Annotated in this window: 24 protein-coding genes; 22 read left to right on the plus strand and 2 right to left on the minus strand. The window is 34.1% G+C overall.

Going from position 1 to position 24,502, the window contains the following annotated elements:
* Position 1: 1 nt before the first annotated feature.
* The 8 genes from AC4CVH_RS00340 to AC4CVH_RS00375 all read left to right on the plus strand — a co-directional run bounded on the left by AC4CVH_RS00340 (position 2) and on the right by AC4CVH_RS00375 (position 7,176).
* Entirely contained in the window at positions 2-460 is a 459-nt protein-coding gene (locus AC4CVH_RS00340; protein ID WP_490785719.1) for an AraC family transcriptional regulator, read from the plus strand.
* A gap of 193 nt (positions 461-653) precedes the next feature.
* Entirely contained in the window at positions 654-1,349 is a 696-nt protein-coding gene (gene vanR / locus AC4CVH_RS00345; protein ID WP_490785720.1) for a VanR-ABDEGLN family response regulator transcription factor, read from the plus strand.
* Between the two features lie 32 nt (positions 1,350-1,381).
* Positions 1,382-2,440, plus strand: coding sequence for a sensor histidine kinase (locus AC4CVH_RS00350; RefSeq protein ID WP_490785721.1), 1,059 nt, complete (start codon positions 1,382-1,384; stop codon positions 2,438-2,440).
* 133 nt (positions 2,441-2,573) lie between these two features.
* A complete protein-coding gene (locus AC4CVH_RS00355) occupies positions 2,574-3,461 on the plus strand; it encodes an ABC transporter ATP-binding protein (RefSeq protein ID WP_490785722.1) in 888 nt (295 codons plus the stop codon).
* 3 nt (positions 3,462-3,464) lie between these two features.
* Positions 3,465-4,721 carry an ABC transporter permease subunit gene (locus AC4CVH_RS00360; protein WP_490785723.1) on the plus strand — a complete coding sequence of 419 codons (1,257 nt, stop codon included), beginning with the start codon at positions 3,465-3,467 and terminating at the stop codon, positions 4,719-4,721.
* A 108-nt stretch (positions 4,722-4,829) separates the two neighbouring features.
* A complete protein-coding gene (locus AC4CVH_RS00365; protein WP_490785724.1) occupies positions 4,830-5,132 on the plus strand; it encodes a hypothetical protein in 303 nt (100 codons plus the stop codon).
* A 229-nt stretch (positions 5,133-5,361) separates the two neighbouring features.
* Entirely contained in the window at positions 5,362-6,528 is a 1,167-nt protein-coding gene (locus tag AC4CVH_RS00370) for an alpha/beta hydrolase (RefSeq protein WP_490785725.1), read from the plus strand.
* An 87-nt stretch (positions 6,529-6,615) separates the two neighbouring features.
* A complete protein-coding gene (locus tag AC4CVH_RS00375) occupies positions 6,616-7,176 on the plus strand; it encodes a ferritin-like domain-containing protein (RefSeq protein ID WP_490785726.1) in 561 nt (186 codons plus the stop codon).
* Between the two features lie 77 nt (positions 7,177-7,253).
* Here the strand turns inward: AC4CVH_RS00375 and AC4CVH_RS00380 are convergent, their stop codons facing one another.
* Positions 7,254-8,075 carry a MerR family transcriptional regulator gene (locus AC4CVH_RS00380; protein WP_490785727.1) on the minus strand — a complete coding sequence of 274 codons (822 nt, stop codon included), beginning with the start codon at positions 8,073-8,075 and terminating at the stop codon, positions 7,254-7,256.
* 181 nt (positions 8,076-8,256) lie between these two features.
* Here AC4CVH_RS00380 and AC4CVH_RS00385 point away from each other — a divergent pair, with 181 nt between their 5' ends.
* The 3 genes from AC4CVH_RS00385 to AC4CVH_RS00395 are packed head-to-tail and all read left to right on the plus strand — an operon-like array spanning position 8,257 to position 12,572.
* Positions 8,257-10,368: an FAD-dependent oxidoreductase gene (locus AC4CVH_RS00385; RefSeq protein ID WP_490785728.1), complete on the plus strand. Its 2,112-nt coding sequence runs from the start codon at positions 8,257-8,259 to the stop codon at positions 10,366-10,368.
* Between the two features lie 17 nt (positions 10,369-10,385).
* A complete protein-coding gene (locus AC4CVH_RS00390) occupies positions 10,386-11,072 on the plus strand; it encodes a DUF362 domain-containing protein (protein ID WP_490785729.1) in 687 nt (228 codons plus the stop codon).
* Between the two features lie 45 nt (positions 11,073-11,117).
* A complete protein-coding gene (locus AC4CVH_RS00395; protein WP_490785730.1) occupies positions 11,118-12,572 on the plus strand; it encodes an FAD-dependent oxidoreductase in 1,455 nt (484 codons plus the stop codon).
* Between the two features lie 25 nt (positions 12,573-12,597).
* On the opposite strand, the gene AC4CVH_RS00400 is transcribed toward AC4CVH_RS00395, so the two are convergent.
* Positions 12,598-13,605, minus strand: a complete 1,008-nt coding sequence (locus tag AC4CVH_RS00400) for a LacI family DNA-binding transcriptional regulator (protein ID WP_490785731.1) — start codon at positions 13,603-13,605, stop codon at positions 12,598-12,600.
* 210 nt (positions 13,606-13,815) lie between these two features.
* Here AC4CVH_RS00400 and AC4CVH_RS00405 point away from each other — a divergent pair, with 210 nt between their 5' ends.
* From AC4CVH_RS00405 to AC4CVH_RS00455, 11 genes are all read left to right on the plus strand, one after another.
* Positions 13,816-14,463, plus strand: coding sequence for a ribulose-phosphate 3-epimerase (locus AC4CVH_RS00405; protein WP_490785732.1), 648 nt, complete (start codon positions 13,816-13,818; stop codon positions 14,461-14,463).
* 23 nt (positions 14,464-14,486) lie between these two features.
* A complete protein-coding gene (rpiB, locus tag AC4CVH_RS00410) occupies positions 14,487-14,930 on the plus strand; it encodes a ribose 5-phosphate isomerase B (RefSeq protein ID WP_490785733.1) in 444 nt (147 codons plus the stop codon).
* A 79-nt stretch (positions 14,931-15,009) separates the two neighbouring features.
* Positions 15,010-16,827 carry a beta-glucoside-specific PTS transporter subunit IIABC gene (locus tag AC4CVH_RS00415; protein WP_490785734.1) on the plus strand — a complete coding sequence of 606 codons (1,818 nt, stop codon included), beginning with the start codon at positions 15,010-15,012 and terminating at the stop codon, positions 16,825-16,827.
* 196 nt (positions 16,828-17,023) lie between these two features.
* Positions 17,024-17,731: a response regulator transcription factor gene (locus tag AC4CVH_RS00420; RefSeq protein WP_490785735.1), complete on the plus strand. Its 708-nt coding sequence runs from the start codon at positions 17,024-17,026 to the stop codon at positions 17,729-17,731.
* 2 nt (positions 17,732-17,733) lie between these two features.
* On the plus strand, positions 17,734-18,825 hold the full coding sequence (locus AC4CVH_RS00425) for a sensor histidine kinase (protein WP_490785736.1): 1,092 nt from the start codon (positions 17,734-17,736) through the stop codon (positions 18,823-18,825).
* Between the two features lie 89 nt (positions 18,826-18,914).
* Positions 18,915-19,823 (plus strand): ABC transporter ATP-binding protein, encoded by a 909-nt coding sequence (locus AC4CVH_RS00430; RefSeq protein WP_490785737.1) that lies wholly within the window; start codon positions 18,915-18,917, stop codon positions 19,821-19,823.
* Positions 19,823-20,527: an ABC transporter permease gene (locus AC4CVH_RS00435; protein WP_490785738.1), complete on the plus strand. Its 705-nt coding sequence runs from the start codon at positions 19,823-19,825 to the stop codon at positions 20,525-20,527. The genes AC4CVH_RS00430 and AC4CVH_RS00435 overlap by 1 nt, the downstream gene beginning before the upstream one ends.
* Before the next feature lie 10 nt (positions 20,528-20,537).
* The gene (locus tag AC4CVH_RS00440) at positions 20,538-21,272 is read left to right on the plus strand and encodes an ABC transporter permease (RefSeq protein ID WP_490785739.1); all 735 of its coding nucleotides are present in this window, start codon (positions 20,538-20,540) and stop codon (positions 21,270-21,272) included.
* A gap of 80 nt (positions 21,273-21,352) precedes the next feature.
* Positions 21,353-21,955: a TetR/AcrR family transcriptional regulator gene (locus tag AC4CVH_RS00445; RefSeq protein WP_490785740.1), complete on the plus strand. Its 603-nt coding sequence runs from the start codon at positions 21,353-21,355 to the stop codon at positions 21,953-21,955.
* A gap of 24 nt (positions 21,956-21,979) precedes the next feature.
* Positions 21,980-24,217 (plus strand): HelD family protein, encoded by a 2,238-nt coding sequence (locus AC4CVH_RS00450; protein ID WP_490785741.1) that lies wholly within the window; start codon positions 21,980-21,982, stop codon positions 24,215-24,217.
* Between the two features lie 20 nt (positions 24,218-24,237).
* On the plus strand, positions 24,238-24,474 hold the full coding sequence (locus AC4CVH_RS00455; RefSeq protein WP_490785742.1) for an acyl carrier protein: 237 nt from the start codon (positions 24,238-24,240) through the stop codon (positions 24,472-24,474).
* Positions 24,475-24,502: the final 28 nt, after the last annotated feature.

Here is a 24,502-nt window from a genome sequence, read left to right on the forward strand (position 1 = left end):
GTTGGCATATAAATTAAACAAAATAACAATAAGAACTAATAACTCCGAGGAGGGAATAAAAAAGATTAATGATATCTGGAAGGATATTGAAAGTGGAAAACTGCCTATTCTTTTTGACAGTGAGCATGTATTTCAACAGGGGATTTCTCCGGTTTCAAAATACAGTAATTATTCCAGTGATGAAAAAGGAGATTACGATTTGACCATAATGGCTGCAACAGCAGATTTCTTTAAGATGATGGAACAAAAAGTAAATGAAGGACTTTATAAAAAGTATGATGAAAAAGATGAATATGGACAAATAAGCCTTTGCACAAGAAAGGCGTGGGAAAAGGTATGGTCTGAGCAAAACTCAGGTGATATACATAGAACTTTTACAGAGGATTTTGAAAGCAGTGTTCCGGGTCAATATACGAAGGACGGAAAAGCACATTGCTATTTATATATCGCAGTTAAGTAAATTTGATACATATGACAAGAGCAATCCATTAATAAATTTTATTGGATTGCTTTTTTTAGTTTGGGTGTATTATGATGGTATCAATATATATTAGTAAATTCTTAATAATTTCTTATGAAGAAAATTATAAATAAACGAAAGAAATTTGATAAAATTTTATATGGCTTACATTAGGTGGAGGAGAGTCGATTTTATGAGTGATAGAATTCTTGTGGTAGATGATGAACATGATATTGCAGATTTAATAGAGGTATATCTGCAAAACGAAAATTATATTGTTTTTAAGTTTTATTCTTCAAGAGAGGCACTTGCTTGTATAGAAGACATGCAGCTTGATCTTGCTATTCTGGATATTATGATGCCGGAAATAAATGGCTTTGACCTTTGCAGGAAAATTAGAGAGCAATATAATTTTCCAGTCATTATGTTGACGGCAAAAGATGAGGAAACTGATAAAATTACGGGATTGACTTTAGGTGCTGACGATTATGTAACAAAGCCGTTTCGTCCTCTTGAATTGATTGCCAGGGTAAAAGCTCAATTACGTCGATATAAGAAGTACAATTCTACAAAAGATGAACTGGATATAACTTCTCATTTATCTTATTCAGGATTAAAAATAAATATAAAGACATACGAATGCTTTATAGATGAGAAGCTCATTTCGCTGACACCAACGGAATTTTCAATACTTCGAATACTGATGGAGAATAAAGGTATGGTTGTAAGCTCTGAAAAATTGTTCCAGGGGATATGGAAAGATGAATATTACAGTAAAAGAAACAACACGATTACCGTTCATATTCGGCACTTGCGCGAAAAAATGGGGGATACTGCAGATGAACCAAAATATATAAAAACGATATGGGGAGTAGGGTATAAAATTTAGATATTGCAGGCTGCAAGGAAGGAAAATATGTTATGAACAATAAAATCATAGAAAAAAAGCTGTGTATTAGATTATATATTACTTTGTTACTATATACTTTAATTGGATACGTTTTAATTGTGATAGTTGATTATGCGCTGGGTAAATTTTCAAATGCGTTTTTTTCATGGTTTGATCTTAGAATCAGTATTATTTATTTTATGTATATTGTTATTGGTTTTTGCTGCATATTCTATCATTACTTGAAAAAACCTTGGGAATATCTTCATGAAGTCATAGATGCTACAAAAACTGTGCATCAGCCAAATGACAAAACCATTGAGTTATCGGAGCCTTTAAAAGATGTAGAAAAACAAATGAATCAGATAAAAATGGATGTTCTTTTAAGTTATAGGGCAGTAAAAGAAGCGGAAAGTAAAAAGAATGAATTGGTTATGTATTTGGCACACGATATTCGTACACCGCTGACTTCTGTAATTGGTTATCTGAGTTTACTGGAGGAAGCACCGGATATGCCTGCAGAACAAAAAGCAAAATATGTAAAAATTGCCTTAAAAAAAGCTGTAAGACTGGAAAAACTCATTAATGAATTTTTTGAAATCACACGGTACAATACACAGCAAATTAAGCTCAAGAAAGAAAACATCGATTTATACTACATGCTTGTGCAGTTGATTGATGAATTTTATCCTGCTTTATCGGCTAAAGGAAATTCTGCCATACTCCGTGCAAATGAAAATTTGACTGTTTATGCTGATCCTGAAAAGTTGGCAAGGGTATTTAACAACATTTTAAAAAATGCTGTTGCCTACAGTTATCCAGGTACGGAAATTATAATTTCAGCAGAAGAGAATAATGATAGAATAATTATTGTGTTTGAAAATCACGGGCAAACTATTCCACCTGAACAGCTATCATCTATTTTTGACAAATTTACCCGTTTGGATGATGCACGCAAGTCGGATACAGGTGGATCAGGGCTTGGACTTTCTATTGCAGATCAAATCCTTCGTCTTCATGGGGGAGAAATTTCAGCTCATAGTGAAAATAATACTGTTACTTTTACAGTATCTCTTCCAGTTAAGTCTTAGGAAAACATAAATCGGATATTAAGATTTCCTTAGGAATTTATATTGTTTATCTTAAAGTTTGAAACGTCCTTGTTTAGTACAATAAAAACTGAGCAGGGACGTTTTTATTGTAATTAAAAAAAGGAGAGATAATATGGAGCTTACGATTACAAATCTTAGTAAACAGTTTAAGGATAAAACCGCAGTTGACAATGTTTGCTTAAGTCTTACGCCAGGGGTATGGGGATTGATTGGAGCAAATGGTGCAGGCAAGACTACACTCATGCAGATGATTGCGGACATTTTAAAACCAACCAGTGGAAAAATTCTTTATGAAGGCAGGGATATTCACACTCTAGGGGAAGAATACAGGAATATATTCGGATTTTTACCCCAGGAGTTTGGATTTTTTCAAGACTTCACAGTAAAGGATTATTTGGAGTATATGGCGGCGTTAAAGGATGTCCCCAAGGTGGAAACAGGAAAAAAGATTGAAGGTCTTCTGCATACATTAACGCTTAATGATGTAAGAAACAAAAAAATCATTAAACTGTCAGGAGGAATGAAACGCCGTGTAGGAATTGCACAGGCAATGCTGAATGATCCAAAGATTCTCATTATGGATGAACCAACAGCCGGTCTTGATCCGGGAGAACGGGTTCGCTTCCGTAATTTTATTTCGGAATTTTCTCATGATCGTATTGTTCTTGTTTCAACTCATATAGTATCCGACATTGAGTATATTGCTACCCAAAATGCCATTATGAAGGCGGGAAAAATTCTTGATTTTGGAACAACTGACGAGCTTGTCAGGCAGGTTGAAGGAAAAGTTTGGTCTTGCAAGGTTCTAAGTAACAAGCTGTCTATGTATGAGATGAAGCTGCGCATTGTAAACCAGCGCAGTGAGGAGAACAATATGGTGTCTATCCGATATTTAGCAGATGAATCACAAGTGAGTGAATCTGTGATGGTACAGCCCCGTTTGGAGGATTTATATTTATGGTTGTTCCCGCAGGAGGAAATCAGTGAGGAGGAGAAATAATATATGCGTATTTATTATTTAGAACTTAAACGTATACTTAAGTCACGTCGCTCAATCATTTTGCTGCTTATCGCACTTCTTGCGTCCATAGGGATGGCATGGCTTCCAGTAATGTTTGTAGACAACAATCAATATGATGCTAAGGGAAACAAGGTGGCGGAGTTAAATGGATTAAAGGCTATTAGACATATACAGAAGCTTCAAGCTCCATATGATGGAGAAGTTACCCAGGAGAAGCTAAAGGAAGCGTTGAAAATTTATCAGATAACCATTGCACCGTACGGGGAAGACAGCCTGTATGATGGAAAATTTCCACCTGCTCTTTATCAAAAGATAGAACCCGTTCAGTCAATTATTGGCAGACTTCCGGAGGCATTTGCCGATTTACAAGATTTACAAACAGGATTGGGAAAAAGCAAAATGGATATACCCATAGATGATATGGATCATTTTTATGAAAGGACAAAGAAACGTCTTAACAGTCTTATGGATATAGAAGAGAAAGATTATCCATCGGCAAAGGAGAATGCCTTTAAGCAATATTCGAAAGTCAAGACACCGTTTAAGCTTTATTCAGGATATACAAGAGATGCTTTTGATTATATTGAACTTACGGTGTTCTTTCTTGTAATTCTTTGTGCAGCAGCTGTCACGCCTACATTTTCCAATGAGTATCAAACTGGGGCTGATAGTATATTAAGATGTACAAAACATGGACGCTCCAAATTGGCTGTAGTGAAAATATCTGCTGCACTGACCATTTCTGTCATAGCTTTTGCCGTATGTATTTCTCTGCATTTACTGATTTCAGATTTTGCATTCGGTACAGAGTGCATGAAAACATCTATGCAGATGTTGTTTTCTGTGAGCAGTTTGCCTGCAATTAATTTAGGCAAGCTGCAAGCTTTTGTAGCAATGGGTGGATTAATTTCCCTTTTGGCGACTGTAAGTTTTACGATGTTTATTTCGGCCCAATACAGGGATGCATTGACAGTTATTATGATTACTATTGCAGTGTGTCTGTTTCCTATGTTTGTATTTCAAGCTTTCGGTGCAAATTGGTTAAGTTCTGTTTTACCGTCTTCGGGAATAGGCATGAGTAGTAATAATTTCCTTTATCAACTTATTGATATTAAATATCTTCATATCGGGCACTTGTGCATTTGGACACCATATGTCATGATGGTGTCAGCAGTGATCGAAATCCCAATTTTTATCTTTCTCGCCGTACGTACTTATTGTAAACATCAAGTTGTGTGATTATATGCCAGTTTGATTTTTGTGAATTTTAGTATTAACATATATCCTATGCCTGTTTTCTTATTTGATGAAATATGTAACCGTGCAAATATACTGGATAATGTCTATTTGAAAAATAAATCTTATGCCATACTTGATGATGACAAATGCAGAAAAGCCATTAATATTTCAAATACCTGCGGGGAGGACATAGACAGCGAGATTTTGAAAATATTCGGTTTTGAAAAAGGTGGAATTGGTGAATATGATCATAGGATACGCAAAGCACTTGATATTATAAACGAGGCTGAAACTATTGAAACTGGAATTATTGGACTCTTATGCAGCAAAGTGTTTTTATCTGAAAGCCGTCTTTCGCATTTGTTTCGGGAACAAATCGGAACTTCCATAGCAAGTTATATTATGTTTTAAAAACTTGCAAAGGCTTATGGTTATATTCGGTCTGGCGAAAATATCACGCAGGCGTCAGTTCATGCCGGGTTTTCAAGTTCCTCCCATTTTGCCTCGGTAAATAAGAAGTTATTTGGAATTAGTGTGAAGGAACTTGGAGTGGTTCAAAAACTATTTAAAACAGCAGAAAAGTGAAAGTAAAAGCAGGATTCCTTACAGTACAATGAAGATACAGTAAGGAGGAGATTTTATGGAATTTCATTTTAAAAAAGGTGTATACAAGCTTAATTTGCAAAGTAATTTTGATTTTCAGCTCAATCGTCTGGTAATGTGGAATGGTGGAGATTTGGATGAAGTCAGAGCAATAGGCAGCAGGATAAGTGACAGCAAAAGCTGGAAAAAAGAGTTGATTGACCTTGGCAATCGGGCGGTTTATGAAAACCGTATAGAAAATGCTATTGGTTATTATCGCATGAGTGAGTTTTTCATGTATGATGGAGATCCTGACAAAAAAAAATATTATGTTAAAGCGTCGGAGATGTTCTACGATTTTTATAAAAGTTATTTTGAATGTAAAAAGGTCCAGCGTTTCTTTGTACCATACGATGGTGTAAAGTTGCCGGTTCTGCATGTAAAAGCAAAAGGACAGCCAAAAGACATTATTCTGCTTCATGGTGGAAATGACAGTTATTTTGAAGAGTTCTTCATCCCGATGCTATATCTTGCAGAGAATGGATTCGAGGTTTATTTGTTTGAAGGCCCTGGACAGGGTGGTGTTCTTCGAATACAGAATAAGCATTTTACTCATGAATGGGAAAAGCCTGTGAAAGCGATTATTGATTATTTTGGACTTTGTGATATCACGATAATCGGAGCATCTCTCGGTGGTATGCTGGCACCTCGTGCTGCAGCGTTTGAAAAAAGGATCTCACGAATAATTGCATGGAGTGTTATGCCTGACTTTCAAGAAGTATTGCTAAATAATTTGCCGGACAAAAAGAAAAAAATATGTAGATTTTTTTTGAATTTCAGGTTAAAGTTCATTATGAATATAGCCATGAAAAATGTTTCAAAAAGGGATGAACTTGTTCGATGGGGACTCTCTCACGGGATGTATGCCTATGAAGCTGAAACACCGTATGATTATATAGATAAAATGGATTCTTATCAGATGATGAATGTAGCGGATAAAATAACACAGGATGTGCTTATTGTCGGAGCAAATAAGGATCACTTTATTGATTATAGGGTTGGCTTGAAGGAAATTTCGGCTCTTAAGAATGCACGTTCAGTAACTTTTCGACTCTTTACAGAGAAGGAAAGTGCATGTAACCACTGCAACTGCGGCAATGTAAAGTTGACATTTGACACATTTATGAATTGGGTTATTCAGATGAAATCAACGGACAGATATTGATTTTATATAATTTTGCATTTAAAAGATTGTAATAGTATGGAGTACTTGTTAGAATTAAAGTATGATAGTTTTGGAGGGGATATTTGTATGGTTACTTTGACTTGTGCTGTTTGCGGCATGAAAATAAATGAAAAAAATTATAATTTCAATAAAAAAGCGTTTTTAAATTCCAATAGTGCAAATCATGTAATATACTGTCCGTTTTGTGGAGCGCCTATTGGCTGCCTATCAGAAAATGGGCGGGTAATACAATATGACAAGAATAAATTGACTGAAAATGATTTTAAAATAATAAACCATTCAGTTAAGTTGGAAGTTTTTAATGGAGATTTTTATAAAGAAGCATCAGATAGGGCTAAGAACGAAAATGTAAAAAATATGTTCAAGGATTTATCAAATATAGAATATATTCATGCCGGAATTCATAGGAAGATAGCGGGTTTAAAAGAAATGCCAACACTTAAAAAAGTTGATTATTCCAAATATAATACAGATGAAGAACTGCTTTCTTTGGCCTGTGAGAAGGAGAAGCATGCTGTAGAGTATTATAAAAAGTATGAAAAACAGATTCATGAAGAAAATGTTGCAAAGATATTTCGCATACTTTCCAGGGTTGAAGGAGAACATGTGGAACTTACAAGTAAATGATTTTTTGACAGGCTATATTTGACACAGGTAAAAGTTTAAATACTTGATATTAACTACAAGGGAAAAACGTACAAGAACTATATTTTCTCAAGTATTTGCAATTCCATTTCATACTCATATTTGTTTTTTGCACTTAAGTCAAGGCGTTCAAAAATTTGAAATGCTGTATCGGATAAAACAATTTTGTTTTTGTCTGCAAAATCAATCATGTCAGATATTATTTGATATGACAGTCTCTCGGAATATTTGAAGTTACAGCATAAATATCGTCCTTCCGGCAGGGTAATGTATTCTGCATTTCCAAGAGTTTTATTTGTGAAGTATCCAATTTGTGATACTAGTAAGTCCTCAACATGAGGATTAAAATCTTTTTTCTTGTATACATAGCACATTGTATTTAATTGGGTTGAATTATCACCTTGCAGTACATCTTCATTTCGTCTGCAGTACAAGTCAATATTATTTAGCGAAACATTGACATCTTTAACTCCAATACGACGACTCAGTAGGTATTGCTCATATATGTGAAGATCCTTTCTAATTTTATTCTTATCTTTCAGGTTGTTAATTGCCTCTGTAATGGTTTTACTGGAATATTGTAATTCTTTAATTTTCTTCTCCACGGATATTTTATGATTTGACAAATAGGCTAGAAGGGTTTCACAATCATCAGATGAATTCAACATTAATTTTATTTCTTCAAGAGATACTTTTAAAGCTTTATTCATATAGCGGATTAAATCAATATAAAAAAACTGATCATAAGTATAATATCTGTAGTGCGTATTTTCATCAATATGAAAAGGGTTTAATACGCCAAGTGAGTCATAATGACGCAGTGCTTTAACAGGTATGTTCATTATTTTAGACACTTCACCTGTAGTATATAAACATTTCAATTCTAATACCTCCCCAAATAGAAGTTCATAGTTTTTATTATATAATTATTCATTTACTTAGGCAAATTTTAAGAATTATGTAGAAAAAATATATTGACTCTTCCCCTAGGGCAGATTATATATTTAATTTGTTAAAACAATAACTTAACAGGAAATTAAACTTGAAAATGGAGTGAACATCATGAATACAGTAACAGTTACAATTGATGGCTATAAGTTACAGGCGGAATCTGGTAAAAACATATTGAGTATAGCATTAGAATCAGATATATATATTCCTCATTTATGTCATCATCCTGATCTACCTGATATCGGAGCATGTAGATTGTGTGTTGTGGAAATAGAAGGATGCAGCGAAATAAAAACAGCATGCACTACTAAAGTGGAAGATGGAATGGTAATACGCACAAAAACGGAAAGACTGGATGCTATGCGTAGGTTGTCGATGGAATTAATGCTGGCTAACCATGTTGATGATTGTACTACCTGTCCTAAATATTTAAAATGTGAATTACAATCCTTGATTCAGTATCTGGGAGTAAGTACATCACGTTTGCGAAGGACTCTAAATAGCGTACCTGTAAATACATCCAATCCACTTATTATAAGAGATTTGAATAGGTGTGTGTCTTGTGGAAGATGCGTAAGGGTATGCAAAGAGGTCAGGGGGGTAAACGTTCTTGAGTATGGAATGACAGAAGATGATAGAGTTATGGTTGACATTCGAAATCACAATTCCCTGCAGAAAGAAAATTGTCGTTTTTGTGGAGCTTGTGTAGAAGTATGCCCAACAGGAGCACTTCAAGATAAAGAAGGAGTATTTAAGAAAAATTTAAATAGAGAACTTGGTCTTATACCATGCAAGGCAGAATGTCCTGCAAATATTGATGTACCAAGATATATTAGATGTATTAAGGAAGGAAAGTATCAGGAGGCTATTGCGGTTATTAGGGAAAAAGCACCATTTCCCCATTCATTGGGTTATGTCTGTATGGCGTTTTGTGAAAGTGCATGTAGAAGAAAAGAAATTAATAAAGCCTTGTCAATTAGAGAACTGAAGAGATTTGCGGCAGAACATGATGAAGGGTTATGGCGTGACAAGGTGACTTTTAAACCTAAAACCAACAAAAAAGTTGCAGTAGTAGGTAGTGGACCGGCAGGGTTAACAGCGGCATATTATCTAGCCAAGTGCGGTCATAAAGTTACGGTATTTGAAAAACTTCCAGTGCCTGGAGGAATGCTTACAACTGGTATTCCAGAATATCGTCTTCCAAGAAAAGCTGTTGAAGCTGAAATTGAAGAGATAGAAAAAGCAGGAGTTACTATATTGACTAATTATGAGATTACTTCACTTGAAGATTTAAAAGCTCAGGATTTTGATAAAATCCTTTTGGCAATAGGAACAGGAAAAGGTTCAAGACTGCCAATTCCGGGGGCGGATTTAGAAAATGTATATGAAAATATAGATTTTCTGCGTAAGGTTTCTTTTAAAGAGCAAGTTAGTGTAGGTGAGAAGGTTGTAGTTATTGGAGGAGGTAATGTGGCCTTTGATTGTGCCAGAGTTGTAAAAAGGCTTGGTGCTCAAAATGTTACAATGGCATGTCTTGAGAGTAGAAAAGCTATGACTGCAAGTGAGGATGAAATAAAAGAAGGATTAGAAGAAGGAATAACAATTCTTAATTCAAGAACATTTTTATCCATAGAAGGCAACGAAAACAAGGTATTTGGAGTTAAGTGCCAGGAAGTGGCATCCTTTAGCTTTGATGAAAATAAAAAACTACAGCTTAAAATAACACCCGATTCAGAACATGTAATATTGGCAGATACAGTTATCTTTGCTATAGGCCAGAAGGTGGAAGTACCAGAGAAATGGAATATAGCTACTGGACGTGGAAATTCAATTGTTACTGAAGATGGAATAAAAGTTAATGACAGTGTTTATGCAGTTGGTGATGCAGTATACGGTACAAACTCTGTAATAAGGGCAATTGCATCTGGGCGTAGAGCTGCATCTTCTATAGATATTTCACTTGGAGGAGACGGGGATATCAAAGATACATTAACGGAAAATGTAACTCCAAATCCTTGTATAGGAAAAGATGAAAACTTCTTTAATATTGAGAGAGCGATAAACAAGTGTGAAGATGTTAAGGGCCGTGTTGAAAATTTCAAAGAGGTAAATCATTGTTTAAGTGAAGCTTCAGCTTGTATGGAGTCAAACAGATGTCTGCAGTGTGACCTGCGTACGCAAATTACAAGGTCAAAATTATGGACTGAGTACAAAATCAAATAGAATGGAGTGAAAACTGTATGTCGTTAATGGAAAGAAAACTGTGGAAGCAGGTGGCCTTGGATAAAATACAGGATTTTGTAAATAAAGAATATAAAAGGCGGCAGGAAAATCCCTGTTCGGTTGATAAAATAAGAGAGTTTACTGATAGTGCAAGGCGTGCAAGTTGTGGAGAATGTGTAATCTGCAGAGAGGGAATACTACAGATTAATATGATATCCGAAGCAATTTCGAATGGCAAGGGACGCGATGGAGATATTGAAATACTAGATGAAATATCAGAGAACTTGATAATAGGGTCCTGCTGTGACTATGGCAGAGAAATTGGAAAAATTATTAAAAATATAATTGGACAGAGCAGAGAAGAATTTGAAAAACATATAAAAAGGAAAAAATGTGATGCACTGATATGTAAGAAATTTTTCACATATTATGTTTCACCCGAAAAGTGTGATGGCTGCGGCAAGTGTGCAGGAGAATGCCCAAAAGGAGCAATTGCAGGAGGAGAGAACTTGATCCATGTAATTGATTCCTCTATATGTGATAGATGTGGGAAATGTGCAATTGTCTGTGAAAAATCAGCAATTCAAAAGGCAGGTACAATGGTGCCGGGCCTTCCATCAGAACCAGTAGCAGTTGGAAGTTTTAAGGCGGGTAAACAAAATGGGGGATTGATGGCTGGTAGAAGGAGACGTAGAAGAAGCTAGTAATTCAAATTGAAATATACATATTATTAAAGGAGGAAAAAAATAATGAGAGAATTTGAAACAGATGTTGTTGTAGTTGGAGGAGGTGCGTCAGGACTTGCGGCAGCAATTACTGCTGCTGAGAAAGGTGCGAATGTAATACTACTTGAAAAGGCAAATACTACAGGTGGATGTGCTAATATGGCAATGGGTCCTCTTGGAGTTGAAACGAGAATTCAAAAAGAAAAACTTGTAGATATATCTGTGGATAGAGCATTTAACAAGTTTATGGAGTATACACACTGGAGATCGGATGGAAGGCTTATAAGAAATTATTTGGAGCATTCAGCAGGAACTATTGAATGGTTGGAAAACATGGGTGTAGAGTTTGCATTGCCTTCAAAATATTTTCCAGGTTCAGAAGCAACATGGCATATTGTTAAACCTAAGACTGGAAAGCCGGGACTGCGTGCAGCTGCTACTATGATTAAGATTATGACGGAGAGGGCAGACGAGTTAGGTGTTAAAATATTGTTAGAAACACCTGTAAAGAGTATTATAAAAGATCAGGGAGATGTAATTGGTGTAACAGCTTCCGATAAAGATGGTGAGTTGGAAGTATATGCCGGGGCGGTTATTATTGGTACAGGTGGATTCGGCGATAATCCGGAATTTATAAAAGAGCATGTTGGGCTTGAGTGGGGAAAGGACTTGTTTTCATATAGGATTCCAGGACTTACAGGGGATGGAATTCAGATGGCCTGGGAAGCTGGTGCTTCAAAAGATTTTATGACTATGGAAATGGTTTTCTTTGCGCCAAATACTGGCGGATATGCTCCTATAGAGCTACCTTTTCGTCAACCTAATCTTTTAGTAAATTTGGATGGAGAGAGATTTATAAATGAAGAGGTTATAGAAAATCCTGTATTTACTGCGAATGCTATCGAAAAACAAAAAAGCAGAATTGCGTATTCTATAATAGACGAAGAAATAATCAAGCATTATGAAGAAAAAGGTTTGGAGCTTATAAATGTTGTTACATCTGGTATGGATATGAGCTATTTTAGACAGGAAGAAGAAGAAGCAAATAAAAATGGAAGTGATGTATTGTTTATTGCCGATTCTTTGGAGGAATTAGCCGAAAAGACCGGTATTGATGCTGAAGGTTTGAAAAATACAGTTCAAACTTATAATTCTTATTGTAATTCAAGAGATGAACTATTCCATAAAAACCCTAAATATTTATTGCCAATCAATGGACATAAATATTATGCATTAAAATTTGGTTTAAGTGCATATGGAAGTGCTGGAGGAATAAGAATAAATTATAATACTGAAGCTCTTAATGACGACTTGAATGTTATAAACGGACTTTATGCAGTCGGAACCGATGCCAATTCTTTGTACAATCCTGATTATGCTTTTGTACTGCCGGGAAATTCACTTGGATTTGCATTAAACAGCGGAAGAATAGCAGGGGACAGTGCTGTAAAGTACATTAAAAATCTCATAGAAGAGTAAATGATCACAATCTAGCAAAGTTAATTTACTTAACTTTGCTAGATTCTCTTAATATTAGAGATACGGGTATTATAATGGTTTTGCCGATTTTAGAAGGCTTATCAATAAGACCAAGCAAGTTTTCAACTGCCGAATTTGCAATTTTTTCTGTATTTTGATGTACAGAAGAAAGTGGTGGATTTGAGTATCTGGCATAGGATGTATCATCGAATCCAATTATCTTAATTTGCTCAGGAATTTTTTTGTTTAAATGAGATAGATGTATAATTAATTCCAGAGCAATAGTGTCATTTATTGAAAAAATACCATCTGTTATTGGGTTAGCCTTTAGAAAGTGCTTAAGTTTATTTTCAAATGGTATTGAATTGTCAAAAACAATTGTATTTTCATCAAAGACAAAAGTAAAATTATTTTTTTTAAGAGCATCTTTAAATCCTTTAAAACGTTCTTTTGAAGACGTGGATATCCTCTTATATAAAGCAATTACAGGATGATTACAGCCAGACTTTATCAACTCTTCTGTGGCCTCAAAGGCACCTTGATAATGATTGGAAGATATAAATATTGTATGATCTTTGTTTTTAGGTTCTCTATCAATACAAATATAAGGTATTTTTTTTTCAGATTGGTATTCATCAAAAGAAAACTCTTCTACTCCTGATATCACGATTAGGCCATCTACACCTTTGCCTTGAAGTATTTGCAGGTAAGCTTTTTCTTTTTTTTCATTTCGAGCAGTATTGCAAATAATAGATGTATAGCCTTTTTCAAAAAGGATTTCTTCGATTTTTTGTACAACATGTGAGAAGAAATAGTTACTAATATCAGGGACTAAAATTCCAATGGTAAAAGATTTATTCATTCGCAGACTTTTCGCATTGTAATTCATTTTATATCCGGTTTCCTCAATAATTTTTAAAACACGTTTTCTTGTTTCTTCTGAAAAACGTCCATTATCATTAATAACTCTGGAAACAGTTGCTACGGAAACACCACTTAATTCTGCAATATCTTTAATTGAATATTTTTTCATAAATCATACTCCTTTGAGTAATCGTTATCTCGATACAGTCGCATTTTCCTATATTTTCTCATAGCTTCAGCAATTTTTCAAGTGCATTTTAAAAATAAAACGTTGACATTGTTCTAATATCGTGATATAGTTTGAAATATAAAGAACAAACGATTACCCAAATATTTTTTAAAACGTGGTTAATCGTTACCGCAAAGGAGGAAAGCAAGTATGGATAAACTCTTATGCCCATCAATGATGTGTGCAGATTTTTCAAATTTAAAAAAGGATACAGAGGAGCTTGACCAGGCAGGAACTGATATTTTTCATATGGATTTTATGGATGGAAGCTTTGTTCCCAACTTTGGAATGGGGCTGCAGGATTTTAAGTTAGTGAGGGCTTCTACCAAAAAAAAGGTCGATGTTCATTTGATGATTGAAAATCCGGGAAAATATGTTGAAATGTTTGCTGATATGGGAGCGGATATTATCTATGTTCACCCTGAAGCAGACCAGCAGGTGGCAAGAACACTTGATGTTATTTCCAGCAAAGAGAAAGAAGCGGGTATTGCAATTAACCCGGGAACATCAGTTGAGACAATTAAAGAACTGCTTCCGTTAGTGAATTATGTAATGGTAATGACAGTAAATCCGGGATTTTCTGGACAGAAATATTTAGATTATGTTAATCCTAAAATTGAAAAGTTGGTTGAATTGAAAAAATGTTTTAGTTTTAAAATAATGGTTGATGGTGCTATTTCTTATGATAAGATAAAAAAGTTAAGTGAAATTGGCGTTGAAGGTTTTATTTTAGGTACCTCATCCTTATTTTGCAAAAAGGATTCATATAAAGAAATATTTAAAAAATTAAGAAGATAGGCTTTTTAGGAGGAAATGATATTATGAAATTGGCAATTGGCAGTGATCATGTTGGATTAGAATTGAAACCGGCAATTATTGAGTATTTAAAAGACTTGGGACATGAAGTGAAAGATTTTGGGACGTATTCTTCAGAAAGGACTGATTATCCGATTTACGGAAGAAAAGTGGCCGAAGAAGTTGCAGCAGGAAATTTTGATGGAGGAGTATTGATTTGTGGAACAGGAGTCGGCATTTCCATTGCAGCTAATAAAGTGAAAGGAATACGTGCAGTAGTATGCAGTGAACCGTATTCTGCCAAATTATCCAAAGAGCATAACAACACAAATATTGTAGCATTTGGATCAAGAGTTGTTGGAATTGAACTTGCAAAAATGATTGTTAAAGAGTGGCTGGATGCCAAATTTGAAGGTGGACGACACAGCAATCGCGTAAAAATGATTTCAAATATTGAATATGAAAATTAGAAATAAACCAAGGCGATTCAAAATTCGTGATTAATATTTTATAATGATTGGGTAATCGTTTAATCTGGGAGGGTTTGATATGGGAAAAAATTTAGGTAAAGAGATTATTGATTTAGTTGGCGGAGAGGATAACATACAATCAATTACTCATTGTGCAACTAGATTGAGAATGTCATTTAAAGATAGGAAAAAAGTCAATGATAATGAAATTAGTGATTTGAATGGTGTATTGAGCACAATGGAAAAAGGTGGACAGTATCAGGTAGTAATTGGACCTCAAGTAGAGTCAGTTTATAAAGATGCTATTAAAAACACTAGATTTGAAAATGAGTCATCAACTGGAACTAAACAAGGAAGTAAGAACATTATTACTATTTTCTTGGATACTGTTGCTGGAATTTTCACTCCGCTGCTTCCACTACTGGCAGGTTCCGGTGTACTGCGTGGAATTGTTCTTTTACTTACTCAACTTGGATGGCTTTCTGATAAAAGCAGCACTTATACTATTTTAACAGTTTCTTCAACAGCAGTATTTTACTTTTTACCTATTTTATTAGCATTTACTTCTGCCAAAAAATTCGGAGCAAACCAGTATGTAGCCGTAGCTGTTATGGGAGCACTTATAATGCCGGACTTTACTGGTCTTATGGGTAATGGCGGAAATGGTGCGATTTCAAGTTTTATTGGAATACCTGTCGTTTTAATGAGCTATAGCTCAACTGTAATTCCGGCAATTCTTGCTGTTTGGTGCCAGGCACAATTGGAAAAGTTATTGAAGAAATTTATTCCGTTAAATTTGCAATTATTATTTGTATCATTAATAACTCTTCTTGTAATGGTTCCACTGACAGCAATTGCATTCGGACCATTTGGTGTTTATGTTGGTAAGGCATTTGCTAATGTTGTGAATACTTTGATGAGTTTTAATGGCTGGATTGCCGGAGCATTTATTGGAGGAATCTGGAATGTTATGGTTATTTTCGGATTGCAGTGGGCAGTTAATCCTGTAATGATTCAAAATATAAGTGTTTTAGGATTTGATAAAATTGTTCCTTTAACGGCAGCTGCGAATTTCGGAATGGCTGGAGCAGCAATGGGAACTTTATTAAAGACAAAAGATAAAAAAATGAAGTCATTTTCTCTTTCAGCACTTTTGTCAATTTTCTTTGCAGGAATTACGGAACCGGCCATCTATGGTATTGCAGTAAAGTATAAAAAACCTTTGATAGGAGCGATTGCAGGCGGCGCTGCCGGAGGAGCATTTATTGGACAAGCAGGCGTAAAGGCATATGCTTTTGTGTTTGGAGGATTGACTACTATTCCCGCTTTTATTGGGGATACTCTTGTTTATTATTTGATCGGCTTAATAATTTGTTTTGTTGTTGGAATGATAGTTACATTTATTCTTGGAATTGAAGATAAATTTACAGATGAAAGTTCTAAAAATGAATATGCATTTACACTGCCGATGTCTGGAAAAGTAATTAAACTTGATGAAGTCAAAGATGAAGCTTTTAAATCAGGATCAATGGGGGAAGGATTTGCGATTCTTCCAAGTGAAGGAAAATTATATGCACCATTTGACGGAAAAGTTTCAATGATATTCCCAACAGGACATGCAATAGGTTTAACTTCAAACAATGGGACTGAAATTTTAATTCATATTGGACTGGATACTGTAGAACTTGAAGGAAGACCGTTCACCGCTCATGTTAAACAAGGAGATTCAGTTAAACATGGAGATTTGTTAATTGATTTTAATATTAACTATATTGTATCTAAGGGATATGATATAACGACACCGGTTGTGGTCACAAATGGTGGAGAAAAGACTATAAAATTACTGGATGAAGGTAATTTAAAATTTGGGGTGGACATATTGGATATCAACGGATAATTATATAATTTTGGTTGCTTGATATTTTTAATGCCTTGTAAGGCGCATAAACAAATTTTGTTTATGCGTTATTTTATTTGTTTCTATCATTGTCGCTTAATTTAAGTTTGATTTTTAATCAAAAAGAGATATGTGATATACTAAAAAAGTTGGCAGATATAATATAAAGTATTACAATCCAAAAGGAGAGATAAAAGTGGAAAAGTATATTCTTCTTGTAGACGATGAGGTTGGCATATTGGATATGCTGGAAATTGTTTTAAGAAAAGAAGGATTTGAAAATATAAAAAAGGCAGAATCCGGCAGTGAGGCACTACAGATGATTAAGAAATATGAACCGAAACTTATTGTATTGGATATCATGCTTCCGGACATGAATGGCCTGGAGCTTTGCATGAAGCTGCGTAAAACAACAGATGTGCCTGTACTATTTTTAACGGCCAAAACCTCAGATTATGATAAATTGACTGGGTTTGCAATGGGTGGGGATGATTATATTACAAAGCCCTTTAATCCAATGGAAGTGGTTGCTCGAATTAAAGTGCAGTTGAGGCATCAGCACATTTATTCCAATGGACAAAATTTAAATATTATAGAGTTTGAGGACTTTACTATAAACAAGGATTCCTGTGAAGTGAAACAAAATGGAAAAACACTGGAATTTACTGCCTTGGAGTATTCACTGCTTCTTTATTTTGCTGAACATCCAAATAGGATTTTTACAACGGCACAACTTTACCAAAATGTATGGGGACAAATCAATATGGGAGATGAGAAAACAGTAGTTATGCATATTTCAAAAATACGCAGAAAAATAGAAACTCAATCCAACAAACCAAAGTATATTCACAATATTCGGGGACTGGGTTATAAATTTGTTCCTCATAAAAAGGAGATGTCTTGATAATGAGAGTTTCCCCTAAAATAGTTCTTAAAGTTTTAATGTTTATGATTGCTGTTCTCCTGGTTTATTTGATAAGTCTTGATATACTCCTCTCTCTATTTAAATTTGTATATAAGTTGTCTTTTTTTCAGTTTTATGTAAGCTTCGAGATATTTCGACATACAGCTACTATTATTTCATCAATGCTTGCAGTATATCTGTTCTTTATCATTGTAATAAGACCAGTATTTTATATTAGTTCATGGATTCAACTGTTATCCCAGGGAAGTTTCAGAGAACCCATGATACCAAGCAAACATAAGAAACATTTATTTTTGAATAAATGTGCGGAGTTTATATACAAGGAACTTTTAATACAGATGAAAATTTTAACAAATGAATTGAAGCAAGCTGAGGAAGATAGGAAAAGACTTGAAAAAAATCGTCAGGAGTGGCTTTCAGGTATTACACATGATTTAAAAACGCCACTTTCATATATTCAGGGCTATGCATCTATGATTTCTGCTGAAAAGTACAAATGGACCTATAAAGAATTAATAGACTTTGGAAGTAAAATTGAAGAAAAATCAAAACATATAAAATATTTGATTGATGATTTGAATCTCTCTTTTGAATCCAAAGATGGAAAAATTTTTACCAATAAAAAGGAAGTGGAGATGGTTGAGTATATTCGCAATATAATACTGGACATTGCCAATTCACCAGACTTTTCATCATATAGTTTTTCTTTTGATTCCAGTGTTAAAACAATTTCTATTAGAATAGATTCAGTATTGATTCAGAGGGCTTTGCAGAATATTATTGTGAATGCGGTTATGCACAATCCACCTGAAACAGAAATCAATATATTTCTTAAAAAGGTTAAAGGCGTACTTATAATAAAAATTATGGACAATGGAGTTGGAATGAGTTATGAAGTCCAGAAAAATTTTTTTCAAAGTTATTATAGAGGGATATCCACAGACAAACATTCGGGAGGATCTGGACTTGGAATGGCAATTGCAAAGAGATTTATTGAATTGCATGATGGTTCCATTGATGTAAAAAGTACTTTGGGACATGGAACTTCCATTTTCATCAAGTTGCCAATCTGAAAAATTTTACTTATATTTTACTTTTGTTTACCTTAAAATTATATTCATTGTTTATACTCTTGTTATCAAGTAATGCAGGAGGTTTTTTTATGGGTAAATATATAATTGAAACAAAGGGATTAACACGGAGTTTTGGAAAGCATGTTTCTGTAGATCATATTGATCTTCGTGTTCCAGAAGGAAAAATATATGGGTTCCTAGGAGCAAATGGAGCAGGTAAAACTACAACAATTCGTATGCTTTTAAGTTTGATTCGTGCAGATTGTGGAACTATCCAGATTATGGGACAATCTCTTCAAAAGCATCGTGAAGAAATTTTGAGAAATGTTGGATGCCTTGTAGAAGGACCGTCTTACTACGGGCACTTGTCTGCATATAAGAACTTAAAAATTATTTGTGGCCTTATGGATTTGCCGGAGAAAAATATAGATGAAGTTTTGGAGATTGTTAGGCTTACACCTTATGCAGATCAAACTGTAAAAGGTTATTCTCTTGGAATGAAGCAGCGTCTTGGAATTGCCCAGGCATTAATTCGAAAACCAAAACTTTTAATTTTAGACGAGCCAATAAATGGTCTCGATCCAGCTGGAATTCAGGAAATTAGAGAACTGATGCTGTCACTTTGCAGAAATCAGGGAATTACTGTTTTTTTATCAAGCCATATTTTGAGCGAGATGCAGTCTATCTCCGATGAAATTGGAATTATTCAGAAAGGAAGACTTATTTTTCAGGACAATATAAAGGAACTGGAAAAGAAAAGTGGTTCAAGACTTTCAGTACGAGTGGATCATATGCAGGAGGCATATCGTGCACTTGCCTCCGCCGGAGTTGATGTGGTTTTGCAGGAGGATACACTTCTTATATCACTGACAGAGGATATTAACCAAGAAAAAGTTTTTCAAATTTTAAAGCCATTTTCCATACAACATATGCAGGAATATGTTTCTACGTTGGAAGACATCTTTTTATCTTTAACGGGAGAGGGTGGAAGCTTATAATGATAAAATTGCTTTATGCAGAAATTCAAAAGACAAGAAAAATTTGCTATGTCGTTCCAGTTGTTAGTTCTATCATTTTGATTTTATTTACATGTCTTGAGTGGTATATATATTTTCGCCAGGGTGCAGGAGGAATAATGTCAGGGTTAAATGTAGTATACATGTTTCTTTCTTTTACAATGCTTCTTACTATTTCTATTATGTGCAGTATAGTATCTGAAACTGAACATCAGGCACAGGGATTGAAATTATTTTTTACCATGCCAGTAAGTCGTACAGCCTTTTATGTTATTAAAGCTGTCTGGGTTATTATTCTGATGATTATATGCAGTACGTTGATTTTAAGTGGATTTTCAGTGGTATGGATTATGTATTCTAATGAGACGTTACCATTTTTATTTCTTGCAAAACAAATATTTGGGTGTCTAGCAGCATCACTTCCGGTTCTTTCCATTCAATTATTTATTTCAATGTATTTTTATAATCAAACATTTCCTCTTGCATTTGGTGTAACTGGAGCAGTTTCAAGCCTTTTTCTACCTAGAATCATACAAAAAGGTCTGTACATTTTTCCATGGGCATATCCTTCCATGGCAAGTCCTTTCATTAAGGAATATATTTTGTGGATTATATTGGGATTGGGAATCGGAGTAATTTTTCTTATAGCAGGTGCTGTGAAATTTCGTAATTTAGAGATAAAATAGGAGGAAATATATGTATAAATTGTTTTTATCAGAACTGCAAAAAATAAAATGGAGAGTTATATTGCTTTTGATATTATTAGAGGAGGTTGGAACGTGGATTCTTGCAACCGGAAGTGTAAAATCTTTGGTGGATTATTTTAAGCCAAACTGGATGACACTTTACTTTCAGGGAGTACTTTTCCATGGAATGTTCTTCTTGCCGCTTTTTACAGCACTTTTTGCAGCCTTTCTATGCTTTTATGAGCATAAAGAGGGGTCATGGAAACAGCTTCTTACTTTACCTTATCCTCGTTGGCAGGTTATTTTATCTAAAATTCTAACTTTGATTGCCTTAATTGCAGTTATACAGTTGATTTATTTTATGGGATATTTTATTGCAGGTAAAATTATTGGAGTGGAAGGATCAATTCCATTGAAAATTGTTATATTACGTATATTTGGCGGATGGCTTGCATGTTTTCCACTGGCAGTACTTCAAATTGGATTGGCATGTCGCTTTAAATCATTTGGTGCGATTTTGACATTTAGTATTTCTTCCGTAGTTCCAAATATAGTTCTTACAGGTCTTCCATCATATATAGGAGCGTGGCTGCCATTTGTTCCACCTTATTATGCTATGTTTCCCCAGGGTTTAAATCTTTCACCAAGAGTTGAACCTGTGCCTTTTATATTGATACTTTTAGTTACTTTTTTAATATATTTTTATATAAGTATAAGGTCTTTTGTTCATAAGGACTTTATGTAGCTTTAAAACATACCTTGATTGACTTTGCATTGTTAGTGTGCTAGACTCTTATTACCACTGGTAATAAGAGAGGTGTTTGAATGAAAAAAAGTATAACAAAAGAACAAATAATAAAAACAACCCTTGATTTATTGAAAGATGAGAGTGACATACGAAATGTAAATCTTCGAAGGATTGCTCGTGTTATGGGGTGTGCGCATACAAATTTGTACAATTATTTTCCGTCTTTTAATGAATTGCTTTGGGAGGCGCATATTGAAATAGAAAATAAGTTTGTGAGCCAGATATCCCTCAATATTGACAGTGCAGAGAATTATAATGTTAGACTTTATCAATTCTATTTTGCGCTGTCAGGACTTTATTTGGATAATAAAGGATGGTTCAGGCTTCTATGGATGGATTATATTGATGACAAAAGGCCGGAAAAAGATATAATTGCTACAGAAAATGCAGTGGATGTAATGATTGAAATTTTAAAGGATATTTGTGCTTGTATATGTCCTGAGGTTTCTGAAAGGGAGAAAATGCATGATATATTGCATGATGTGCACTGTTATATTGTCGGAGAGGTATCCAATTTTATAAACGGAAGAGGATTAATACAGGATAAGAAGCTGCTTAGAGAACACATTGCTGAAACTTCTGCTACTTTTTTCATGCTTCGTTTAAAAATGGAGATGTAATATACATACGTAGGAGGTTTTGTTATGGTAAAAAACTATAAAGTTGAGTTGGCATCTGAGCTTGAGTATTTTAATAAGACAATAACGTATATCGAACTGGAATTGGGAAAGAAGTTGACAAGTAACAATAACAGATGTAATGATGTTGTTTCCTCAAGGAGGGAAATGTGGAATGATACGGTGCATTCAATACATGATTCTGATGAATCAGTTGAAGTTTCTCAGTATTTACAGGAATTAAACATCAGAACGTCCTCTTATATTTCTTGCAATAATGAGATAGAAAAGTTAAAAATTTTAAAAGAGTCACCGTATTTTGCACGTATTGACTTTAAGGAAGATGGTTGTGAAGATAAAGAAAAAATATATATTGGATGTTATTCTTTCATGGATGATGATACTTGTAAAATGTTTGTTTTTGATTGGCGGTCACCTATAGCTAGTATTTTTTATCGCTTCGGGTCTGGAAATGTTGAGTATAAAGTACCTGATGGTATTGTGTATGGAAAAGTTTCTTTGAAGCGCCAGTATGAAATAAAATTTGGTAAGTTTGAATATTTTTTTGATGCAAATGTGCAAATAGTAGATGAATTTTTGCGCAGGCTATTATCTAAAAATGCTTCATCACGGATGACTTCTATTGTTGAAACCATACAGAGAGATCAGGATATTATTATAAGAGATTCAAAGAATGATCTTTTGATGGTTCAAGGAGTAGCTGGAAGCGGTAAGACGTCGGTCGCTCTGCATCGTGCGGCATACCTTATGTATCATGGGCTTAAAGATAGACTTTCATCAAACAATATTGTGATACTTTCACCGAATAGTTTGTTTGCAAAATATATTTCAAATGTACTCCCGGAGTTGGGTGAGGATAATGTAAAAACTTTGGATTTTGAGGATATTCTAAATAAAGTGTCGAAGGGTGATTTTGAAATAGCTCAAACACGCAATCAGTTTTTTGAAAAAATCATTACTTGTACTAGAGATTATGAAAAGCAATTTTTTAAGTTAAGTATGGAGTTCAAGACTTCAGATGTATTTGTAATAATGTTAAAAAGACTGATACTTTGCTATGAACGCAAATTAATACCGATAGAAGATGTTTATTATAATGGTAAATTGATTTTCAAAAAAAATTTATTGAAATCATGGCTATTAAAAAGAGATTCCAAGGTGCCGGTTATTATAAGGCTTGAAAAGATGGAAAATATGATTTTAGAAGAGATTCGCAGAGAAAATAAGCAGCGAATTATGAAACTGGAAAAATTTGCAGATAGATATCCGGAACATATGTACGAGGCGAGAGCATTCTCACGAATGATATCAATACATGAAAATAGGATGCTTCTTTTTCATATTCGTAAATTTACAAGGATTGATTACATGGATCTTTATTATAAAATGTACAATAATAAGGACTTGTTTTATACCCTTGCCAAGGGATTAAAATTGCCACAAAATGTTGAAGAAATCAGGCAGCAAACGATGAAACAGTTAGTTTATAAAAATTTACAGTATGAAGATGCATTGGGGGCTGTGTTTTTAAAAGTAAAGATGACTGGGTATGATTTTTATAAAGATATAAAACAGGTAATAATAGATGAAGCACAAGATTATTATCCAATACATTTTGAAATATTAAAGTCTTTGTATTTAAAAGCAAAATATACGATTTTGGGTGATATTAATCAGACAATAGAAAAGCAGACTTCATTAAATTTTTATGATCAAATTAAAACAATATTTAATAAAAAAAGATCTGCATTACTTACTTTGAAAAAGAGTTTTCGGTGTACCAGCGAAATTATTTGCTTTAGCGAAAAATTTATTGACAAGAACATAAAACAGGAATGTTTCAGTAGAAAAGGGACCCTACCCAAAATTATATTCGGTGATACCAGGGATGAATTGGATAAAGGAGTAATAACATTTATTAAGGGACTTGAAGAAAAGACTTGCAAGTCTATTTGTATTCTTTGCAAAAGTATAAGGGAAGCTTCTGAATTGTATGGAAAATTACAAAAATATTTGAAAATTGTTTTGATAGACAACACTTTTGCAGATGAGATATCCGGCATTTCTATTACATCCATTTATATGGCAAAAGGATTGGAGTTCGATGCAGTTGTTATTTATAATGTGGATGATGAGCATTATAAATGTATGGAAGATAAAAAGCTTTTATATATTGCATCAACAAGGGCACTGCATAAACTTGCATTGTGCTATACAGGCAAAAAAAGCAAATTTTTGAATTAAGAGTAAGGAGGTGAATATAAATGGTTTTTGATAAGGTTTCTTGTATTCTCGCCGAAATTTTGGGACAGGATGAAAAAGATATAACAAAACAAACAGAGTTCACAGAAGAATATGGAATTGACTCTATTGATTTTGCAAAACTAATCTTAGAAGTTGAAAAAAAGTTTAATATTACAATATACGATGATAAAGCCGCGGACTTTAAGAATGTTTGTGATATTGTAGATTATATAAATGAAGTTAGTGTTTTGAATTGAAAATATACAGCATGAATATTTGAGTTCA

The organism is Clostridium pabulibutyricum (genome assembly GCF_058242705.1).